The sequence below is a fragment of the uncultured Cyclobacterium sp. genome (genome assembly GCF_963977555.1).
Classification (GTDB): Bacteria; Bacteroidota; Bacteroidia; order Cytophagales; family Cyclobacteriaceae; genus Cyclobacterium.
In genome coordinates this window covers 322,945-342,225 of record NZ_CAXBPD010000001.1, presented here as the reverse complement: position 1 = coordinate 342,225, position 19,281 = coordinate 322,945, and the positions used below count along the sequence as shown (strand labels likewise).

Below are 19,281 nucleotides of genomic sequence, written 5' to 3'. Positions count from 1 at the left end.
TTCATAACATAAAGAAGCAAACTAATGAGACGAATATATATAAAAATTGCAACTGCATTTGTATTGGGATTGTCCCTATCATCCTGTCAGGAAGAGTTTCTGGAAACGGTACCTCAGGGTCAATTCAGTACAGTAGATTTGGCAAATGGCCAAGGTGTAGAGGGACTATTATTAGGAGCCTACGCCATGATAGATGGATACGGACTTGACGGGCAGTCAGGATGGAATGGCACCATAGACAATTGGGTATACGGTGGCGTAGTTTCGGATGATGCCTATAAAGGTACAGACGCAGGAGATCAACCTGAACAATCCTTTTTAGAGGCGTTTGATTTTCAGCCTACCAACCTTCACTTGAGGAATAAATGGAGGGCGGTATACAAAGGAGTAGCAAGAACAAATGATGTGCTTAATACACTGAAAGAGGCCGATGATGTTTCAGATGAAAGAAGGGCGCAGGTTATCGCTGAAGCAAGGTTTCTACGAGGTTTTTTCCATATGGAAGCCAGAAAAATGTGGAGAAGAGTTCCTTATATTGATGACAATTCCTTTGACTTGATTGATTTAGAGAGCAGTAAAGTTCCCAATGACAAGGAGATTTGGCCTGACATTGAGGCAGATTTTGAAGCGGCTATGAATGTACTTCCTGAATCTCAAGTAGATGTAGGAAGACCTACCAAATGGGCGGCTCAAGCATTCTTGGCCAAAGCAAAGATGTTTCAGGGATGGGACCAGTCTACTGGAGTAGCGAATACCACTGTATTAGCATCCGCAAAAACGCTGTTGGACGATATTTTAAATAATGGTCCATTTGCTTTGACCAGTACATTTGAAGAAAACTTCTTAGTAGGTAGAAGGAACAATGAAGAGTCGATATTTGAAATTCAATTTTCTATATCAAGTGCCACTACAGCAGCTGCCAATGAAGGGACTACTTTAAATTACCCCTATACAGACCCTTGGGGATGTTGTGGATTTTACCAACCATCTCAGAATTTGGTAAATGCTTTCAAAACTTCAGCGGATGGTCTTCCATTATTGGATACTTTCAATGATAGTGATGTGAACAATGACCAAGGTTTGTCATGGGACGATCCTTTTGATGCTTATGAAGCTCCTTTAGATCCTCGATTAGACCATACCGTTGGTAGAAGAGGCGTTCTTTATAAAAGGTATAAAATTCACGGAAGTGATTTCATTAGGGATCAAAATTATGCAGGGCCCTATTCTCCGATCAAACATGTGGCAGAACCTGAATTCTTTGGTATAGGTTCTAATCCACGTTTGTCTGCTAACAATTATAGAATCATGCGTCTTGATATGGTGATATTGTGGCTTGCAGAGGCTGAAGTGGAACTTGGAAACCTTGAAAGAGCTAGAGAACTTGTTAATATTATCAGGGAAAGAGCTGCCAATCCAGATGGCTTTGTTCCTTTGGCCATTCAGGGAGCAGAAAGAAATGATTATACCATAGTAGATGGTGAGTATGCTGCCAATTATGTGATTTCAACCTATGACATGCCATGGACAGATCAGGATGTGGCTAGAAAAGCTGTAAGGATGGAAACCAGACTTGAGTTTGCTATGGAAGGGCATAGGTTCTTTGATTTGCAACGTTGGGGCATTGCAGCTGAAACAATGAATGAATACCTTGATGAAGAAGGTACTAAGAGAACCTATCTTAGCAGTGCAAACTTCAACAAAGGAGTACATGAATATTTCCCAGTGCCTTTGGAAGCTATTGAACGTTCGTTCAAGGATGGTTCACCAACCTTGGTTCAAGATCCAGCATTTGATTAAATAATTTCAACATAATAAAAATTATAAAGGGTGGGTTTTTTCTCACCCTTTTTTAATTTTTATTAAATTTAAAACCAAAACCCGAAATTATTGAACTCGGATGATGTAAAAGTATTATAAAGCCTGTACCGTGTTAATGGGGATTATAGTAATCTAAAGAAAGTCAATTTGTGAGGAGGTTTCAGCTTAGCATCGCAGTGGTGAATTTATAAACAGCCACGGTGAATCAGCACGAATAGATTGTCTATTTCATATTTCAGGTTGAACCATTTTTGCCATGATATTGTGCTAGTAAAATTTTGATTTCCCAAGGTGAGTGCCATGGTTATTATAATTAAAAACATACTAGATTTGTAGTGTAAACTAAGTGTTGAAGCTCAGATTGCATACACCTTGGATTTAACAATTTTTAAAAAGGGATTATGAAATATTTTTTATTAGTGAATTTTATATCTTTTATATCTTTAACAATTTCGTATGCGCAGTCGATCCAAGACATAAGGAGCACAGTGACTGATTGTTTGGAAAAAGAAGACTACGAATGTGCTGAATTTAATTTAAAGAAACTTATAAGGAAAGATAAAAAAGGGGAGAAATTATCGGCCTACTACTTAGATTTAGGTACTGTCCAAAGGAGAATTAACAAGAAGGAAAAAGCCCTAAAGTCTTATGATAAAGCCATTGATTTAGGTTCAGAGATACCTAGTTATTTCATAAACAGAGCATCATTAAGAGCACAATTAGGTGATGAAAATGGCGCCTTAGAGGATTACGAAACAGCACTAATATTGGATCCGGAAAATGAAAACGCTAACATTAATAGATCCCAACTTTATAAAAAAATGGGGGATTTGGTAAAAGCTAAAATGGATTTGGAAACGTATCTTGAAATTAATCCAGAGAGCTTTGCTGTTGCCTCTAACTTGGCTATTTTAAAGAAGCAAGAAGGTGAATTTCACGAAGCTTTGGAGGATTTTAATAGGTTAATAAACCTTAACCCCAATGAAGCGATATTATATAATAATCGAGCAGATACCCATATGAAACTTAATGATTTTGGAAAGGCAATGGAAGATATAGAAAAGGCTATAGAACTTGATGCTGAATATGCGATTGCATATGCTACCAAGGGTGAAATTTACCTGAAATTGAATAAATCTATGGAAGCATGTTTTTATTTTAAAACATCTATTATAAAAGGCTTAGATCCTAGGCTTTTAGGCTCCTTATTGACAAATTGTGAATAAGCTTCAATCCATGTCTTCTGAATAGTTTTTTTATTCAAAAATGAACTCAAATGACAAAATTTTTGAGTACTATTGACTTCAATGAGAATTCATCACTTACCCAGTAAAGAGAGATGACTCCCTGATCTCAATTGATCAATACAAATTAAAGTTGCCAAATACTGATGCAAATGCCTTTTTAAACTGTCAAAATAAATTACTAGAATTGCCACTTATTAACAATTCCATTCGTTTCTAAAGTGAAAAAATTGCAGACTACTGTATTGAATATTTTATTTTTCAATCGATATAATAGGTATATTTGACCTTTTAATTAAATAATAGCTGAATGCCAAAGTTGATTAGGATCACTACTGTTCCCATTTCTCTCAAATTATTATTAAAAAACCAAATGAGTTACATGTCAAATGCTGGATTTGACGTAATCATGGTAAGTGCTGAAGGAAAAGAATGGTATGATGTACAAAAAAACGAAAAAGGCATAAGAAAAGAAATCATTCCTTTTACTCGGCAGATTACGCCCATTAAGGACTTATACTGTTTATGGCTACTATTCAAACTTTTTAAGAAGGAAAAGCCTGATATTGTACATACACATACACCCAAAGCAGGTTTACTTGGGATGATCGCAGCGAAGTTGGCTGGTGTTCCAGTAAAAATTCATACCCTTGCAGGACTTCCATTTATAGTAGAACAAGGAAATAAAGCTAAATTTTTATCTGATATAGAGAAGATAACCTACCGATTTGCAGATGAAGTTTGGCCAAATTCTCATTCGCTAATGGAATATATTTTGAAAAAGAAATTGGTAAACCCCAAAAAGGTAAGGGTAATTGGAGAAGGGTCTTCTAATGGTGTTGATTTAAATGTATTTGATAGGAATAACCTTCAAGAAAATCACTTGGTAGCAGCTACCATGAGAATTGTACCAGGGGACGATGATTTTTTGATGTTAACGATTGGTAGATTAGTAAAGGACAAGGGAATTGCAGATTTGGTCGAGGCCTTTATTCAATCTAAAATTGTCAATCGCTCAAAGTTAATATTGTTGGGGGATTTTGAACAAGAGCTTAATCCGCTTGATACCAAAACGATTAATCAGATTAATGATCATCCCCGGATAGTGCATGTTCCATGGACGGATCATGTAGCACATTACCTGGCAATCTCTGATGTACTTATCCACCCTTCCTACCGTGAGGGTTTCCCAAATGTTTTGTTAGAGTCAGGAGCCATGAATTGCCCTATCATTTGTTCTGATATCCCAGGAAATACAGACTTGGTGAAACATAAAAAAACAGCCCTTGTTTTCCAAGTTGGTCTTGTGTCGGCCTTAAAGGAAGCGATGGAGTTCGCCTTTGTAAGAAGAGCTGATATGCAAGGCTTTGCTGACAACCTTTACGAAAGAGTAATTAAAAATTTTGAAAGGAAAGCCATTCAAAAGGAAATTTTTAATGCCTATAATCGCTTATTGGACTCGAAATAATGGACTTTAAATTAATTACCCTCTTTTTTTTTCAATACATACATATTTAATTAATTTTGAAGGTGATCACAAAATATTTTTATATGAGAAGACTGGTATTACCGGTTTTGTTTTTTATTTTAATTACTTCCTGTATAAGTAATAAGCGGATAAATTACCTTCAAAATTTAAATGGAAATGAGCCTATAGCACTTGATGAATTTATTCCTTATGCAGAGGTGGATTATGAGTACATATTGCAACCTCATGATATTATAGATGTGGATTTTGCTTCTCCCAATCAGGAATTACTTAGGGCTTTTGAGTTTCAGGGGGCAAAGTCTTCAGGATCTGGAAGAGGAGGGAGTGCAGGAGGTAATATGGATGTCTTTTATTTTTCGGGGTACTCAATAGATAAGAATGGTTATATCCAGATACCAAATTTAGATCCAATCAAGATTTCTGGATTAACTGAAATAGAAGCCAGAGATAAAGTTCAGGATGCAATAAACTTTTATTTTAAGGATGAAGTCCAAGTAAAACTTCGCATTGGTGGTATTAGGTTTACTACTATGGGTGAGTTTAATAGCGTAGGACCTAAGATCCTATTGAAAAATCGAGCTACAATTTTTGATGCTATTTCCATAGCAGGAGAGTCAAGTATTTTAGCAAGGAAGAATGAGTTGTTTTTGATCAGGCAATATGATGGGGGAACCAAAATCCACCAAATTAACCTCAATGATAGGCAATTGCTGGCTTCACCCTACTATTTCATTCAACCAAACGATATTTTATACTTACAACCTATGCAAATAAGGCAAATAGGTTCAGGAGAGAATTTAACCGCGAGCTTACAACTAGGTGTTTCCATCATTACAGCAATGATGTTTGTTTATGGAATTAGCTCAGGACTTTTTTAATTATGGAGAATTTAGATCTATCCAAGTTTGACGAACAAGAGAAGCCAATTGATATTAAGTACTACCTTATCAAGTATTTCAGGTATTGGCCTTTGTATTTGATTTGTATTTTCATTGGCTTGGTTACAGTATTTCTTTTTCACCGGTATACAATGGAGAAGTACGAGGTGAAAGGAAGTGTGATGATAAAAAGTAACGCTGCTCCAGAGGTTAGAATTCTTGACAGGTCCAATATTTTCTCAGGAGGAGAAAACCTTACTAATGACATTCTGCTTTTTTCTTCTAAAAACCTGACCTCTGAGGCACTGGCTAAACTTCACTTCGATGTAAGTTATTTTGCATCTACGAACATCAAAGAAATTGAATTGTATAAAAACAGTCCCATAAAAGTGGTTGTTGATTGGGATTATCCACAAATTACCAATCGGAAAATAAGAATTGAAATCCTCTCTGATTCCACTTTTAGATTACTTCCTGGAGAAAATATGTTTCTTGATAACCTCTTTACGAGTTACAAATACGTAGAAGAAGACCGAGATATTTTTAATAAAAACTTAAATTTTGGAGAAGAGATAATTGGTGAAAGTGCCAAGTTTAAAGTTTTGCTTCTAAAAAATCCTCGTCAATATGATACTTTTGAGTTTGTGCTTCATTCCCCATCCTCACTTATAGACCGTTATTCAAGCGCTGTTCAGGTAAAACCACTTATTAATTATGGGACTGTGCTGGAAATTAGTACAGTAACTAAAATTGAAGAAAAAGGGAGTGATTATATCAACGCATTAATGGATGCCTTTCTCGATTATGACCTGAAGGAAAAAAACCTAATCTCTGAAAATGCTTTGAAGTTTATCGAGGAACAACTCTACATTGTAGAGGATTCCTTAAAATCTGCTGAGGGAAGTTTGCAACGCTTTAAAGTCCAAAATAGAATGTTGGATGTGAATGCTGAATTTGGTGGAGTCCTGGATAATATTCAGGTATTGGAAGCAAACATCCAGGCCATTGATTTTGAATTGGCCTATTACAATACTTTAAAAGGTTACCTGACTGCTAAAACGGATTCATTTGAAGAAATAGTAGCCCCCTCTATTGTTGGGATTTCTGATGGCCTTTTTAATGATATGACAATGTCCTTGGTAGAACTTTCTATGGAGAGGAGAAAGCTGTTATCAATAGTCAGGGATACTCATCCAGATGTGAAAGTATTGAATCAACAAATAGAGAGGTTGAAAGAAAATATTTTTGAGAATATTCAGAACCTCATTTCAAATACAGAAAGCAAAAAGAAAGAAAATCAGAAAAAATTAAATTCATTTGACAAGCAATTTTCCAATTTACCCAAAGCGGAGTCTGATTACACCAACATTCTTAGAGAATTTAAATTAAGGGAAAACCTGTACACCTACTTACTAGAGAAAAGGGCAGAGGCTGGAATCGCGAAAGCGTCAAATGTACCTGATAATAGTATTGTAGATTATGCCAAAAGAGGAACCTTAATTTATCCTAAAAAAACGCAAAATTACACTTATGCTATAGGCCTTGGTTTTTTTCTTCCTTTTGGCTTTCTAGTTTTATTTCATTACCTAAATAATAAGGTAATGGATCAAATTCAGCTAAAAAATCTTTTAAGAATTCCTATGTTAGGAACCATTGGATACAGTGATAAAAACACCAATTTACTTGTTGCGGAACATCCCAGGTCACTTGCTTCTGAATCTTTTCGGTCTCTCCGGTCTGCGCTTTTTTATATCGCTAGTGAAAAAAAATGTAAAAAGATTTTAGTAACCTCTAGTATTTCAGGAGAAGGAAAGACTTATATAAGCCTGAACCTGGCATCGGCGATGGCCTTAAGTGGAAAAAAGACGTGTATTATTGGGCTAGACCTTAGGAAACCTAAACTTGCGAAGTATTTAGGTGTATCAAATAAAAAGGGACTATCTACTTTTTTAGTAGATAAAGACGCTGCAGATGAAATAATCCTCAAAACAAAATATGACAACTTGTATGCTGTGCCTTCAGGAGCAGTTCCTCCTAATCCGGCAGAATTGCTGTTGAAAGATAAAATGGGGGTGTTTTTAGAGCAGTTGGAGCGGCAGTTTGACATCATAATTATGGATTGCCCTCCAGTAGGGTTAGTTTCAGAAACCATGGATTTATTACGTTTTTCAGATGTTAATCTATATATAGTAAGGCATGATTTTACACACAAAAATCATTTATTAATGATCAATGACCTTTACTCAAATGACCAAGTAAGGAATTTTTATGCTATTTTCAATGGATTAAAAGGTGGGGGTGATACCTACGATTTTGGAGGCTATAATTACGGATATGGCTACAATTACTCCTATATGATGAAGAATAGCTATGGTGATGGTTACTACTCAGAAGAGAAGAAACTTAAATCAGGTTGGCTGAAAAATATGCTAGCTAAATTTAAAGCTTAATTATTTCTAAATCGGATTTAGCCCTGATTTTGCTGCGGTTTTAGTTTGCTATAAAAAGCCATAAAGATTTCTGATCTGGCATATTAAAGCAAAGGTAATTTGGAATAGTATTGAGTTGACTGATTCTCAATTGGCTATGATGAAGGATAGGAAGTAGTTTCCTATTTTAGAGTAAACTTTTAAATTTCGATTAAGCAATAAAATTATGAATGCTTATTTCGAGGTGGATTTTATAAACTTATTTTATTTAATAATTTTAGATTATGGAAAAATCAATTTTGATCACCGGAGGTGCTGGTTTTATAGGTTCTCATGTCGTCAGACTTTTTGTTAAAAAATATCCAAATTATAGGATTGTGAATTTAGATTGCTTGACCTATGCAGGTAATTTGGAGAATTTGAAAGACATTAAGGGAGCGAAAAATTATGCCTTTGCAAAAGTAGATATTAATGATGAAGCTCTTTTAAAAGAGGTTTTCAATGATTACCAGATTACTGATGTTATCCATTTAGCTGCTGAATCTCATGTTGATAGGTCGATTTCTGATCCATTGGCATTTGTGAAAACGAATGTTATGGGAACCGTTAATCTTTTGAATACGGCTAAAAACCATTGGAAAGACCTAGACAAACATCTCTTTTATCATGTATCTACTGACGAGGTTTATGGCTCTCTTGATGACGGAGGATTTTTTCTTGAGACTACTCCTTATGATCCCCAATCCCCTTATTCTTCATCCAAGGCTGCCTCAGATCATTTTGTAAGAGCTTATGCCAATACCTATGGTTTGAGAACTGTGATTTCAAATTGTTCAAATAATTATGGGCCCAATCAATTTCCTGAAAAATTAATTCCACTTTGTATTCATAATATCAAGCAGAATAAACCTTTGCCAGTTTATGGTAAGGGTGATAATATTAGAGATTGGCTATTTGTTTTGGATCACGCCATTGCAATCGACTTGGTTTTTCATAAAGGGAAAACGGGTGAAACATACAATATTGGTGGATTCAATGAATGGAAAAACATTGACATTGTAAGGCTGCTATGCGAAATCATGGATCGAAAACTTGGTAGAGATAAAGGAGCATCAGAACAATTAATTACCTTTGTGAAAGACCGAGCAGGACATGACCAGCGGTACGCAATTGACGCAGATAAAATCAACAAAGAACTGGGCTGGAAACCAAGTTTAACATTTGAAGTTGGAATTGAAAAAACGGTAGATTGGTACCTTGAAAACGAAGAGTGGTTAGACGGCGTTACTTCTGGTGATTATCAAAAATATTACCAACAGCATTACAGTTAAAAGCAATACAATATGCAACAATACCATCAGTTATTACAACATATATTGGATCATGGTATCAAGAAAGGAGATCGAACAGGAACTGGCACTTTAAGTGTTTTTGGGTACCAAATGCGGTATGATTTGGCCAAAGGTTTTCCTTTGGTTACCACGAAAAAATGTCATACCCGTTCGATTTTTCATGAATTACTATGGTTCTTAGCTGGTGATACCAATATCACATACCTCAAAGACAATAAGGTGTCAATTTGGGATGAGTGGGCCAATGAAAATGGTGACTTGGGCCCAGTATATGGTTACCAGTGGAGGCATTGGCCTGATGGTAAAGGAGGAGAGATTGACCAGATAAAAAATCTAATCGATCAAATAAAGAAAAACCCCAATTCCAGGCGCCTCCTAGTGAGCGCTTGGAATGTAGCAGATGTGGATCAAATGGCTTTACCTCCTTGCCATTTGATGTTCCAATTTTATGTGGCTGATGGTAAATTGTCCTGCCAGTTGTACCAGCGTAGTGCAGACGTATTTCTAGGGGTGCCCTTTAATATTGCCTCCTATGCGTTATTTCTAGCCATGGTGGCCCAAGTATGTGACCTGGAGCCGGGGGAATTTATTCATACCCTAGGAGATGCCCACCTATACAATAATCATTTGGATCAAGCCAGGTTACAACTAACCAGAGAATGTAAACCATTACCTCAGCTTAAGTTGAACCCTGATATAAAGGACATCTTTTCATTTAAGTATGAAGACATTGAATTGTTAAATTATGACCCACATCCACCAATCAAGGCGGAGGTCTCAGTGTAATTTAGTTGATGCCTATAACTGAACTTATATTTATCGTGAAGTTTCAATTATATTTCAAAAAGTGAAAGGAGTGCAGGTTCAGGGCTTGTGTCGAAAGTTTTACCATCGATATTGAGCAAGTAACTTATTCCCGTTACGTTGCTTACAAATACCTGGTCTGCATCCAATAAATCCTTTGCTGTGGAAAATCCCGCTTTACAAGCGAAACCCTTTTTTTCAAGTTGCTGCAGGATCTGCTTTCGGGCAATTCCTGCAATGCAATTTGTTTGGAGCGAGGGGGTAAAGTAATGGTTGTTTTTAACCCAAAAAATATTAGAACTGCCTCCTTCTGAAATGTTTCCCCTATCGTCTAAGAGGATTACATCATCCATCCCTCGTTCCTGGCGCTCAATATTGGCCAATACATAGGTGAGGGCGTTTAATGTTTTTGTACCGGCCCAAGGAGAGGTATTTACATGAATACTGTTGCTGATATAGGCTTTGTTTTTAACTCCGGGAGAAGGCTGGAAATCAGTTACAATCAAATGTTCACAATGATCGTTTTCCATTGGACTGTATTTTCCGATTCCTGATCTAAAGATGTTCCAACGAACGCGCAAGGTGGTATTTTCACCATAAGTTAAATAGAGCAATTCTCTGACTTCCTGAAGGTCTGGAATGGCCTCAATTCGTAATTTTTTAAGGCCGTTATTTGCTCTCTCCTGATGGTCTTCGTGGAACCTGATGTGACCATTTGTGAACACCATGGTTTCAAATAAACCGTCCCCAAAGAGAAATGCTCTATTGATTGGTAATTCTACAACTTCTATAAAACGCTCGGACTTAATTTTGAAAAACTGTCTCATTTTTGTACAGTAACATGTTCAAATTCGAACACTTTAAATTTTAATTAATTTCAACAAAGTTAAAATTAATTAAATATTGCTATTCATAGCTGGTTTTTAATTAGAAAGGTTCATTTTTAAAACTAAATGACTAACTAGCACTTGGTTTGCTTAATTAAAGCAAGTTTATTTATGTTTCGGAATTTTAAGATGAATATAGTAAGCTTATTAACCGGAAAAATGATCAAATTTCACAGTTCATGAAAAAGCAATTTTTACTGTTAATGCTATTTATTTCCGGGCTATTACCGGGCGCATTTGCTCAGGACAATACAGGTAAATTAACTTTAGAAGAAAGTGTGGAAATTGCCCTGGAAAACAATCTGAATCTAAAAAGATCTGAACTGAACCTTATTGGTTCGGAAGCAAGCTTATTAGAATCAAAAGGGCAAATGCTCCCCTCTTTTTCTTTGGGCGCAAGTTCCGGATTTCGTTGGGGTAGATCTATCAATCCCGTTACCAATGATTTTGAGTCTAGAAGAATTGGTAATGTGAATATTTCTGGAAGTTCAAGTGTGCCTATTTATTCCGGAGGTAGGGTTCGCAATAGTATACAGCAATCCAAATTAAATGTAGAAGTTAACCGGCTTAATGTTGAAACTAGCAAGAATGACATCACCTTAAATACCATTAACCTCTTTATTAATGTTGCCTTTTCTATGGAGCAATTAAATATTGCTAAATCCCAATTAAAAACGAGTATAGATCAATTAAAAAGAACGACAAGCCTGGTGAAGGCTGGAGCATTACCCAAAGCGGACCAATTAGATCTTGAAGCTCAAAAAGCGACCAATGAATTAGAGGTCATCAATTCTGAAAACAATTTAAGAATAGCCAAGTTAAATTTGTCCCAAGCCCTCCAATTGCCTTTTAATGATTCGTTTGGTATTATTATTCCTGAGGTAGGTGTTGAGGGTTTAGAAATTGGAACTGTTGGGGTAGGTGAGGTATATGGCATCGCGGAAACTAGGCTGCCTCAGATAAAAGCCGCTGAATTAGCTGTAAAAAGTGCTGAATATGGAGTGAAAATTGCCAAAGGGGGCTATGCCCCAAGTTTAAGCTTAAGTGCTAATGTGTTTTCAAATTATGTTGATCAAAGTACATTTATGACTCCTGATCCACTGATACAACAGTTTGAAAACAATCTTTCTCAGTCTGCTAATATAGGATTAAATATTCCTGTTTTCTCCAATTTTCGAACCAAGGCAAGTGTTCAACGGGCAAGGGTACAAAAGCGTTTGAGCGAAATCCAGGAAATAGAAGCGAAAAATCTTTTAAGACAAGATATTGAAACGGCCTATACTTCTGCTTATGCAGCAGAACAATCCTACAGAAGTTCATTGGTAAGAGTGGAAGCCCTTGGGGAATCTTTCAGAATGGCACAACAGCGATTTGAAGTAGGAGCAATCAATGCTGTTGATTTTCAGGTTGCACAAAATAACTTATTCAATGCGGAAGCAGATTTGGTTACAGCAAAGTACCAATTTGTGTTTAGCGTTAAAGTACTGGATTTTTATTTAGGAAATCCACTTACACTATAATAGATCAGAAAAATGGCCAAGAAAAACTCAAACAAATTAATTTACATTTTACTGGGAATAGTTGCCCTTTTGGTTGTAGGCTTAGTTGTAGGAAGGCAAGCAGGATGGGTAGGAGGAGAGAAGCCTTTAGAAGTCCAGACTGGCAAAGTTGGAAAAAAAGACATCATAGAAAAGGTAAGTGCATCGGGAATCGTTCAGCCCGAAACGGAGGTTAAAATGAGCCCAGATGTGGCTGGAGAAATCATCGAATTAAACGTAAATGAAGGTGACTCCGTAAATGTGGGGGATTTGTTGGTCAAGATTAGGCCTGACAATTTCATTTCTGCACTCGATAGAGCCCAGGCCAATTTAAACCAGCAATTGGCAAATTTAGCCCAATCAAAAGCAAGTTTAAAACGGGCTGAAGCACAATTCAATCGCTCAAAATTGGATTACGACAGAAACCTTTCTTTGTATGAAGACAAGGTGATCTCTGATGCAGATTTTGAACAGATTAATGCTGATTTTCTCACTGGTGAAAATGACCTTGAAGCAGCCAAGCAATCCGTTATTGCTTCGGAATTTATTGTGAAAAGTGCAAAAGCCTCTGTGGATGAAGCTGGAGAAAACCTAAGGTTGACCAATGTTTATTCTCCAACGGATGGAATTGTATCTAATCTTCTGGTAGAAAAAGGTGAACGAGTAGTCGGGACAGCTCAAATGGCAGGAACAGAAATGTTACGAATTGCCGATCTTTCAAAAATGGAGGTGAGGGTAAATGTAAATGAGAATGACATCGTTAGAATAAGCATGAGTGATACGACTTTGATAGAAGTGGACTCTTATTCTTCTACGGGTAAAAAATTTACTGGCGTTGTTACGGCCATTGCCAATTCCGCCAACGAAAAAGTTAGCACGGATGCGGTAACAGAGTTTGAAGTACGTATCAGAATTATTAATGACTCCTATAAAGAACTTGTAACAAAAGAAAATCCATTTCCTTTTCGCCCAGGAATGACAGCCAGTGTGGAAATAATAACGGATAAGAAGGTAAACGTTTTGTCGATTCCTCTTGCTGCCGTTACTGTCCGATCCAGCCAAGTGATTGAATCCGGCGATGGAAAGGGGAATATGAAAGAGTTGGTCTTTTTGAAAAATGAAGACAAAGCTGTAGTGCAGGAAGTAAAAACAGGGATTTCTGATTTTGAAAATATAGAAATACTGGAGGGCTTAGAAGAAGGGCAAGAAGTGATAACTGGTCCTTATTTTATAGTAAGTACCCAACTTGAGAATGACAAGGAAGTTTCGATTGCAGAACAGGAAAGTCCTGAAAATAAGAAATGATTCCAATTAAGCCCCAATAAGCAATTGGCTTCCTATTACTTATTGGAAGGCTTAGTTTTAAAATTTTTTGCTATTAAAAAAAGGGTTACCTAATTCCATCTGGGATTAGGTAACCCTTTTTTAGTTTTTAGATTGCTCTAATGCCCTTTCTATATCAAGAATAATGTCGTCTACATGTTCCAGCCCAACAGACAATCTGACCAAACCGTTTAATATGCCCACTTTTTCTCTTTCTTCTTGGGTGAGTTTGCTGTGGGTAGTCGAAGCAGGGTGAGTAACTATGCTTCGGGTGTCACCAAGATTTGCAGTGACAGAAATCATTTGTAATTGGTCAATGAATTTTTTAGCTCTAGGCAATCCTCCTTTTAATGTCAATGTAATAATTCCACCACCATGCTTCATTTGTTTTTTGGCAAGGTCAAATTGCGGATGGGAGGCTAAAAATGGGTACTTTACTACTTCCACTTCATTGTTTCCCTCAAAATACTGGGCTATTTTAAGTGCACTTTCGCAATGCCTGTCCATTCTAACGGCCAAAGTTTCCATGCTCTTGGCTAAAATCCATGCATTAAATGGGGACAAAGATGGACCGGTATGACGCATAAAAAATTGAACTTCGTCTATCAGTTCTTTTTTTCCAAGAATAAGTCCTCCTAAAACCCTTCCTTGTCCGTCAATGAATTTAGTAGCACTGTGGGTGACAATATGTGCGCCCCATTTAGCAGGTTGTTGCAGATAAGGTGTAGCAAAGCAATTGTCTACCACCAAAACCAGGTTATGTGCATTTGCAAATTTTGCTATGTATTCCAAATCAATTATTTCCAAACCCGGATTAGAAGGGGTTTCGATAAATAACATCTTGGTATTTGGTTGAACCAACTGTTCCCACTGACCGATAGCTGATATATCTCCGTAGGTATGTGATATGCCCCATTTCGGAAAGATACGCGTTAAGAGTTGATGGGTCGATCCGAACAGAGACCTAGAGGCAAGAACGTGGTCTCCCTGCCTTAACAATGAAGCCATGCTGCCAAACATTGCGGCCATTCCAGAAGCAGTTGTAACGCCACTTTCAGTACCTTCTGCGGCACATACCTTTTCTATTAGATCACTCGTATTCGGGTTGGCATACCTGGAATAGATGTTTCCTTCAATCTCATCTGCAAACATTTGTCTGGCTTGCTCGGCAGAATCGAAAACGAAACTGGAACTTAGGTAAATAGGTGCGGAATGTTCTCTTTGGTTTGAAGAAGATGCAGCTATTCTTACTGCCTGTGTTTCAAAATTTTTATAATCCATAAAAGAAATTTTCTTATCGTAGATACATGAATATAACCCATCCAGCAAAAATGCAGGATAGTGAAATCAAACAAGGTAGATAAAGAAGGCGAATGAAAGTGCTGTCCTATTTTCTAATTTATCGTTCCCTATTTATTGGGCAGGTATTGGCACCTTTCCTTGGTTCGGAAGGTTGCCAGAGGTTCACAGAGCCTGATCTCTCGCCTCTTCTTTATAAATCAGTTTCCTGAAATTTAATGCAAATAAAGGAATGGTAGGTCTCTTTTCCAAATCTCATTGGTTTTTTATATTGGATAAGGGGATCTTTTAAGGGAATTGCTTGCCGTTGCAGAAAAGAAGCTGTACCCATTCTGCTATTTGAGAATGCTATTGGTAAAAGTGTTTAATAAAGGATCGCATTCAATCACCAATAAAAGATAGCCCGAAGCAGGCAATTGCATACCTATTTCGGGCTAAATATAGAGATTCATGGATTTTTGGCTATAAAAGAAATTTCATACCTTTTTTTGATAATCTATACAAAAAGTCGATTGATGGATAGTCATTTCGTTCTCGACTTTATATCCTTAAGTGGTTTATAAATATGTCTTGATCGTTTTGGCCCAAATGGCATAACCTTTTGCATTCATATGGAGGTTGTCCTCAAGGAAAATATCTTTCATAGGTTCTTTGTCCTTATTAAGCATGGGTTTCCACAAATCTGCATAGGTCAGGTATTTTTTACCTTTAGTTGATTTTTTTAGATTTTTATTTAATTCAAGATATTTATCGGCCAGTTCCCATCTAGATACACTAGGTTTCGGGCTAATAAGAATAATTTCTGTTTCAGGAAGTGCCTCGTGAATTTTGCTCACAATTAGATTATAATTCGACAAAATCTCCTCTGTAGATTTGCCTCCTGAGATGTCATTGTCACCTTCGTAAATAAAAACTTTTGAAGGCTTATAATCTATTACTAGTTCATTTAAATAATAAAGTAAATCGGCAGACTGAGAGCCACCGAACCCAGCATTTATGACCTTATGCTCTGGAAAATCTTCTTGGAGACTTTTCCACATTCGAATGGTAGAACTACCCGTAAAAACAATGGAATTTAAATTGCTCTGGGGTGGATAATCTTTGTTAATCTGTGCGACTTGGCTCTTAAATCTTGTAGGGTCTTGTGCAAAAACAGACAGACATATAAAAAGTAATAGAGCTGTTAGAATGAAATTATTTTTTTTCATGATTTTAAATGGGTTTTGAAAACTAAACTACTTTAATTTAATGAATTTTAAAATGTTTTAATTGTATCATTAACGGACAACTGAACCGGACATTTTTCTGTTTTGAACAAATAATTATTTTTTTTAATAGTATTAGTTAGAAAAAAAACTATAGATAAGCCAATTAATACGAAGAATTTGTTTTTTAAACCCCTGTAAAACAGGTTGGTACAATAATTTTGAAAACAGCCGTTTTAAAATTGTCTTATAGGAAAAATTTGGCCTCTTCCTTGGAATGTGTTTGATAAAAACCTTAAGCAGTACCAGACTTTTATGAATCAATTAGAACGCTTTCTTGTATTTTGTTCCGGTGCTTACCTTCCCTTGGTAAAACGGTGCCCAGGTTCCATCCATCAATTTATTGGAATAGGAGGAACAGTTTTGTTCACCGCTGTCTTTGCTGGATTGTCTGTAGGCTATGCCTTGTTTACAATTTTTGAATCCATTTATACCATTATCGCGGTCGGGATGGTATGGATGTTAATGATTTTTAATTTAGATAGGTACATCGTCTCAACCCTCAAAAAAAGAGAGAAGTTTTTATCAGAATTAAAGCAAGCACTCCCAAGACTAATTTTAGCTATTTTAATAGCCTTGGTTATCGCTAAACCATTGGAATTAAAGATATTTGAAAAAGAAATTAATAGGGAATTAGATAGACAGCGTTTAGCAACCATTACTGAAAGTAAAGATGAAATAAAAGCGGGCTATCCTGAGTTGATCAAGTTGGAAGAGGAGATTGAGGGGTTAAATGCTGAAATCAATAGAAAAGAAGCTTTTAGAAATGAAAAACAGGTAGAGTATGACAATGAACGGTTTGGAGTGAAAACTGGTGAAACTACCGGGAGAGCAGGTATTGGTATCAATGCAGAGAAAAAAGAAGTGCAACTTGACCAAGCACAAAAAGACTTGGAATACACCCAAAGTTTAAACCGAGACAAGATTCAGGAGAGGGTACAGCAAATCAATCAACTCAACGATAAAATGACAGCAGAACTCGATTATCAAATGGTATCCTTAGCTGCAAATAATGGGCTGGCTGCAAGAATTCAAGCATTGGATGCACTTACCAATGCAAACACTGCTGTATATTGGGCCAACCTTTTAATAATGGCCTTGTTTATTATGATAGAAATGGCTCCTATTTTGGTCAAACTTTTGGCGAAAAGAGGCCCATATGATCATTTGTTGGATTTATATGAAGCGGGAATTGTTTTATCCGCAGACGAACTTTGGTATAAAAAGAAGAGTGATAGTGAATTGAGAAAAGAGGTGTTTGATGAAATTCAACCAGAAAGAAAAGTTGCTCGGAAAAATTTTGATTTGGGCTTGTTCCACAACCGATGAACTAAATTTTTTCAAGTCTATAGTTTTTAAACGATGAGTTATAATTAGTGTATTCATTATTTCAATTTTATAGTCGAGGTGATTGATTTTTATTTAATTTTACAAACTTCAACCTGACCTAAATTTTACTGATGATGCGTCTGTACAAAACATTGATTTTTTGCAGTATTCTTTTACTGGGCTTTTCATGCAAAGAACCTGCAAAAGATGAAGTTAAGATTGAAAAGACCTCCGTTGCACCAAATATTGTTTTTGTTTTGGCAGATCAGTGGCGGGCACAATCGATAGGTTATCTTGGCAATAAAGATGTCATAACTCCAAACTTGGACAGTCTTGCGCAGGAGAGTGCCGTTTTCCATAATGCTGTGACTGTAATGGCAGTATGTGCTCCATGGAGAGGTAGCTTTATTTCTGGCCAGTATCCTTTGACGCATGGGGTTTTTTATAACGACAAACCTTTTCCTACTGAGGCGACAACTATTGCGAAAATATATAAAAAAGCAGGTTATCAAACTGGTTATATAGGAAAATGGCACTTAAATGGACATGAACGAGGAGAGGAGCCATTTAGTGCAAGAAATAAACCTGTACCTAAAGAAAGAAGACAAGGTTTTGATTATTGGAAAGTCAGGGAAGTAACCCATAATTATAATAACTCTTTTTATTTTGATGAGGAGAATCAAAAGCAGTATTGGGAAGGCTATGACGCATTTTCTCAAACAGACAGTGCTATAAGCTATATCAATAAAAATAAAGATAATCCTTTCCTATTGGTATTGTCTTGGGGACCTCCACATGATCCCTATCCTACTGCACCAGAAGAATATAAAGACCTGTACGATGCTTCAAAATTAAACCTAAGGCCAAATGTTCCTGAGGCGCTTGAAGACAGTGCAAGGAATGTTTTAGCCAATTATTATGCCCATTGTACCGCTTTGGACTACTCGGTAGGGAGGTTATTAGCGGCAATTGAAGAAGCAGGAGTAGCCGACAATACCATTTTTGTTTTTACCTCTGAGCATGGAGATATGCTTATGTCAAAAGGGGTATTAAAGAAACAAAGACCCTGGGATGAATCCATTAAAGTTCCTTTGCTCATTAGGTATCCAGACAAATTGGGTAAAGTGGCACATCAGCTATACGACCCTATAAATACCCCTGACCTTTTACCAACTTTATTAGGTTTAAGTGACTTGGAAATACCAAATACCATCGAAGGTACCGACTTTTCTAAAGCCCTTATAGCTGGAGATGAATTAGGCAATGAGGCGGCTTTGATCATGCTTCCTGTGCCTTTTCACGAATGGCAATTCATGAATGGCGGAAGGGAATTCAGAGGTGTCAGGACAAAGAAATATACCTATGTTAAAGATTTACTTGGTCCGTGGTTATTATATGACAACGAACAGGATCCTTACCAAATGCACAACCTGGCAGAAATGCCTCAATTTAGTCAATTAAAAAATCATTTGGATGGCGTGTTGGCTGCAAAACTCAAGGCTACTAACGATGAATTTCTTCCTGCAGACGATTACATGAAGAAATGGAATTATCTCTACGATAGAAAGGATAGCCTAAGAAAAGAAAACTACCTTGAACTTAACCGTTAAAAATAAGGTAAGG

The 19,281-nt window shown here is 36.6% G+C and carries 14 protein-coding genes and 1 riboswitch; of the genes, 11 read left to right on the top strand and 3 right to left on the bottom strand.

The window, feature by feature from the left end; all coding sequences use genetic code 11:
• Positions 1-24: 24 nt before the first annotated feature.
• The 7 genes from AAC073_RS01185 to AAC073_RS01155 all read left to right on the top strand — a co-directional run bounded on the left by AAC073_RS01185 (position 25) and on the right by AAC073_RS01155 (position 9,999).
• Entirely contained in the window at positions 25-1,800 is a 1,776-nt protein-coding gene (locus AAC073_RS01185; protein ID WP_339921999.1) for a RagB/SusD family nutrient uptake outer membrane protein, read from the top strand.
• Between the two features lie 521 nt (positions 1,801-2,321).
• The gene (locus tag AAC073_RS01180; RefSeq protein WP_339921998.1) at positions 2,322-3,047 is read left to right on the top strand and encodes a tetratricopeptide repeat protein; all 726 of its coding nucleotides are present in this window, start codon (positions 2,322-2,324) and stop codon (positions 3,045-3,047) included.
• Positions 3,048-3,375: 328 nt separating this feature from the next.
• Positions 3,376-4,533, top strand: coding sequence for a glycosyltransferase family 4 protein (locus AAC073_RS01175; RefSeq protein ID WP_339921997.1), 1,158 nt, complete (start codon positions 3,376-3,378; stop codon positions 4,531-4,533).
• 83 nt (positions 4,534-4,616) lie between these two features.
• Positions 4,617-5,432, top strand: a complete 816-nt coding sequence (locus tag AAC073_RS01170; protein WP_339921996.1) for a polysaccharide biosynthesis/export family protein — start codon at positions 4,617-4,619, stop codon at positions 5,430-5,432.
• 2 nt (positions 5,433-5,434) lie between these two features.
• Entirely contained in the window at positions 5,435-7,882 is a 2,448-nt protein-coding gene (locus tag AAC073_RS01165) for a polysaccharide biosynthesis tyrosine autokinase (protein ID WP_339921995.1), read from the top strand.
• A gap of 263 nt (positions 7,883-8,145) precedes the next feature.
• Positions 8,146-9,192, top strand: coding sequence for a dTDP-glucose 4,6-dehydratase (gene rfbB / locus AAC073_RS01160; protein WP_339921994.1), 1,047 nt, complete (start codon positions 8,146-8,148; stop codon positions 9,190-9,192).
• A 12-nt stretch (positions 9,193-9,204) separates the two neighbouring features.
• Positions 9,205-9,999: a thymidylate synthase gene (locus AAC073_RS01155; protein WP_339921993.1), complete on the top strand. Its 795-nt coding sequence runs from the start codon at positions 9,205-9,207 to the stop codon at positions 9,997-9,999.
• A gap of 47 nt (positions 10,000-10,046) precedes the next feature.
• Here AAC073_RS01155 and AAC073_RS01150 read toward each other — a convergent pair whose 3' ends face one another.
• Complete coding sequence (locus AAC073_RS01150; RefSeq protein WP_339921992.1) at positions 10,047-10,844, bottom strand: aminotransferase class IV; 798 nt, start codon at positions 10,842-10,844, stop codon at positions 10,047-10,049.
• Between the two features lie 239 nt (positions 10,845-11,083).
• Between AAC073_RS01150 and AAC073_RS01145 the strand changes: the two genes are divergently transcribed.
• Both AAC073_RS01145 and AAC073_RS01140 read left to right on the top strand, forming a co-directional pair.
• On the top strand, positions 11,084-12,424 hold the full coding sequence (locus tag AAC073_RS01145) for a TolC family protein (protein ID WP_339921991.1): 1,341 nt from the start codon (positions 11,084-11,086) through the stop codon (positions 12,422-12,424).
• Between the two features lie 12 nt (positions 12,425-12,436).
• Positions 12,437-13,747 (top strand): efflux RND transporter periplasmic adaptor subunit, encoded by a 1,311-nt coding sequence (locus tag AAC073_RS01140; protein ID WP_339921990.1) that lies wholly within the window; start codon positions 12,437-12,439, stop codon positions 13,745-13,747.
• A gap of 120 nt (positions 13,748-13,867) precedes the next feature.
• On the opposite strand, the gene AAC073_RS01135 is transcribed toward AAC073_RS01140, so the two are convergent.
• Entirely contained in the window at positions 13,868-15,046 is a 1,179-nt protein-coding gene (locus AAC073_RS01135) for an aminotransferase class I/II-fold pyridoxal phosphate-dependent enzyme (RefSeq protein WP_339921989.1), read from the bottom strand.
• A gap of 115 nt (positions 15,047-15,161) precedes the next feature.
• Positions 15,162-15,266: riboswitch (SAM riboswitch) on the bottom strand.
• A gap of 355 nt (positions 15,267-15,621) precedes the next feature.
• The gene (locus tag AAC073_RS01130) at positions 15,622-16,272 is read right to left on the bottom strand and encodes an SGNH/GDSL hydrolase family protein (RefSeq protein ID WP_339921988.1); all 651 of its coding nucleotides are present in this window, start codon (positions 16,270-16,272) and stop codon (positions 15,622-15,624) included.
• Positions 16,273-16,584: 312 nt separating this feature from the next.
• Here AAC073_RS01130 and AAC073_RS01125 point away from each other — a divergent pair, with 312 nt between their 5' ends.
• Positions 16,585-17,658 carry a DUF4407 domain-containing protein gene (locus AAC073_RS01125; protein ID WP_339921987.1) on the top strand — a complete coding sequence of 358 codons (1,074 nt, stop codon included), beginning with the start codon at positions 16,585-16,587 and terminating at the stop codon, positions 17,656-17,658.
• Between the two features lie 131 nt (positions 17,659-17,789).
• On the top strand, positions 17,790-19,268 hold the full coding sequence (locus tag AAC073_RS01120; RefSeq protein WP_339921986.1) for a sulfatase: 1,479 nt from the start codon (positions 17,790-17,792) through the stop codon (positions 19,266-19,268).
• Positions 19,269-19,281: the final 13 nt, after the last annotated feature.

What these genes read in the sequence shown, in the direction of transcription:
- AAC073_RS01185 (WP_339921999.1), top strand. Translation starts at nt 25, where the DNA reads ATGAGACGAATATATATAAAAATTGCAACTGCATTTGTATTGGGATTG.
- AAC073_RS01175 (WP_339921997.1), top strand. Translation starts at nt 3,376, where the DNA reads ATGCCAAAGTTGATTAGGATCACTACTGTTCCCATTTCTCTCAAATTA.
- AAC073_RS01170 (WP_339921996.1), top strand. Translation starts at nt 4,617, where the DNA reads ATGAGAAGACTGGTATTACCGGTTTTGTTTTTTATTTTAATTACTTCC.
- AAC073_RS01165 (WP_339921995.1), top strand. Translation starts at nt 5,435, where the DNA reads ATGGAGAATTTAGATCTATCCAAGTTTGACGAACAAGAGAAGCCAATT.
- rfbB (WP_339921994.1), top strand. Translation starts at nt 8,146, where the DNA reads ATGGAAAAATCAATTTTGATCACCGGAGGTGCTGGTTTTATAGGTTCT.
- AAC073_RS01155 (WP_339921993.1), top strand. Translation starts at nt 9,205, where the DNA reads ATGCAACAATACCATCAGTTATTACAACATATATTGGATCATGGTATC.
- AAC073_RS01150 (WP_339921992.1), bottom strand. Translation starts at nt 10,844, where the DNA reads ATGAGACAGTTTTTCAAAATTAAGTCCGAGCGTTTTATAGAAGTTGTA.
- AAC073_RS01145 (WP_339921991.1), top strand. Translation starts at nt 11,084, where the DNA reads ATGAAAAAGCAATTTTTACTGTTAATGCTATTTATTTCCGGGCTATTA.
- AAC073_RS01140 (WP_339921990.1), top strand. Translation starts at nt 12,437, where the DNA reads ATGGCCAAGAAAAACTCAAACAAATTAATTTACATTTTACTGGGAATA.
- AAC073_RS01135 (WP_339921989.1), bottom strand. Translation starts at nt 15,046, where the DNA reads ATGGATTATAAAAATTTTGAAACACAGGCAGTAAGAATAGCTGCATCT.
- AAC073_RS01130 (WP_339921988.1), bottom strand. Translation starts at nt 16,272, where the DNA reads ATGAAAAAAAATAATTTCATTCTAACAGCTCTATTACTTTTTATATGT.
- AAC073_RS01125 (WP_339921987.1), top strand. Translation starts at nt 16,585, where the DNA reads ATGAATCAATTAGAACGCTTTCTTGTATTTTGTTCCGGTGCTTACCTT.
- AAC073_RS01120 (WP_339921986.1), top strand. Translation starts at nt 17,790, where the DNA reads ATGATGCGTCTGTACAAAACATTGATTTTTTGCAGTATTCTTTTACTG.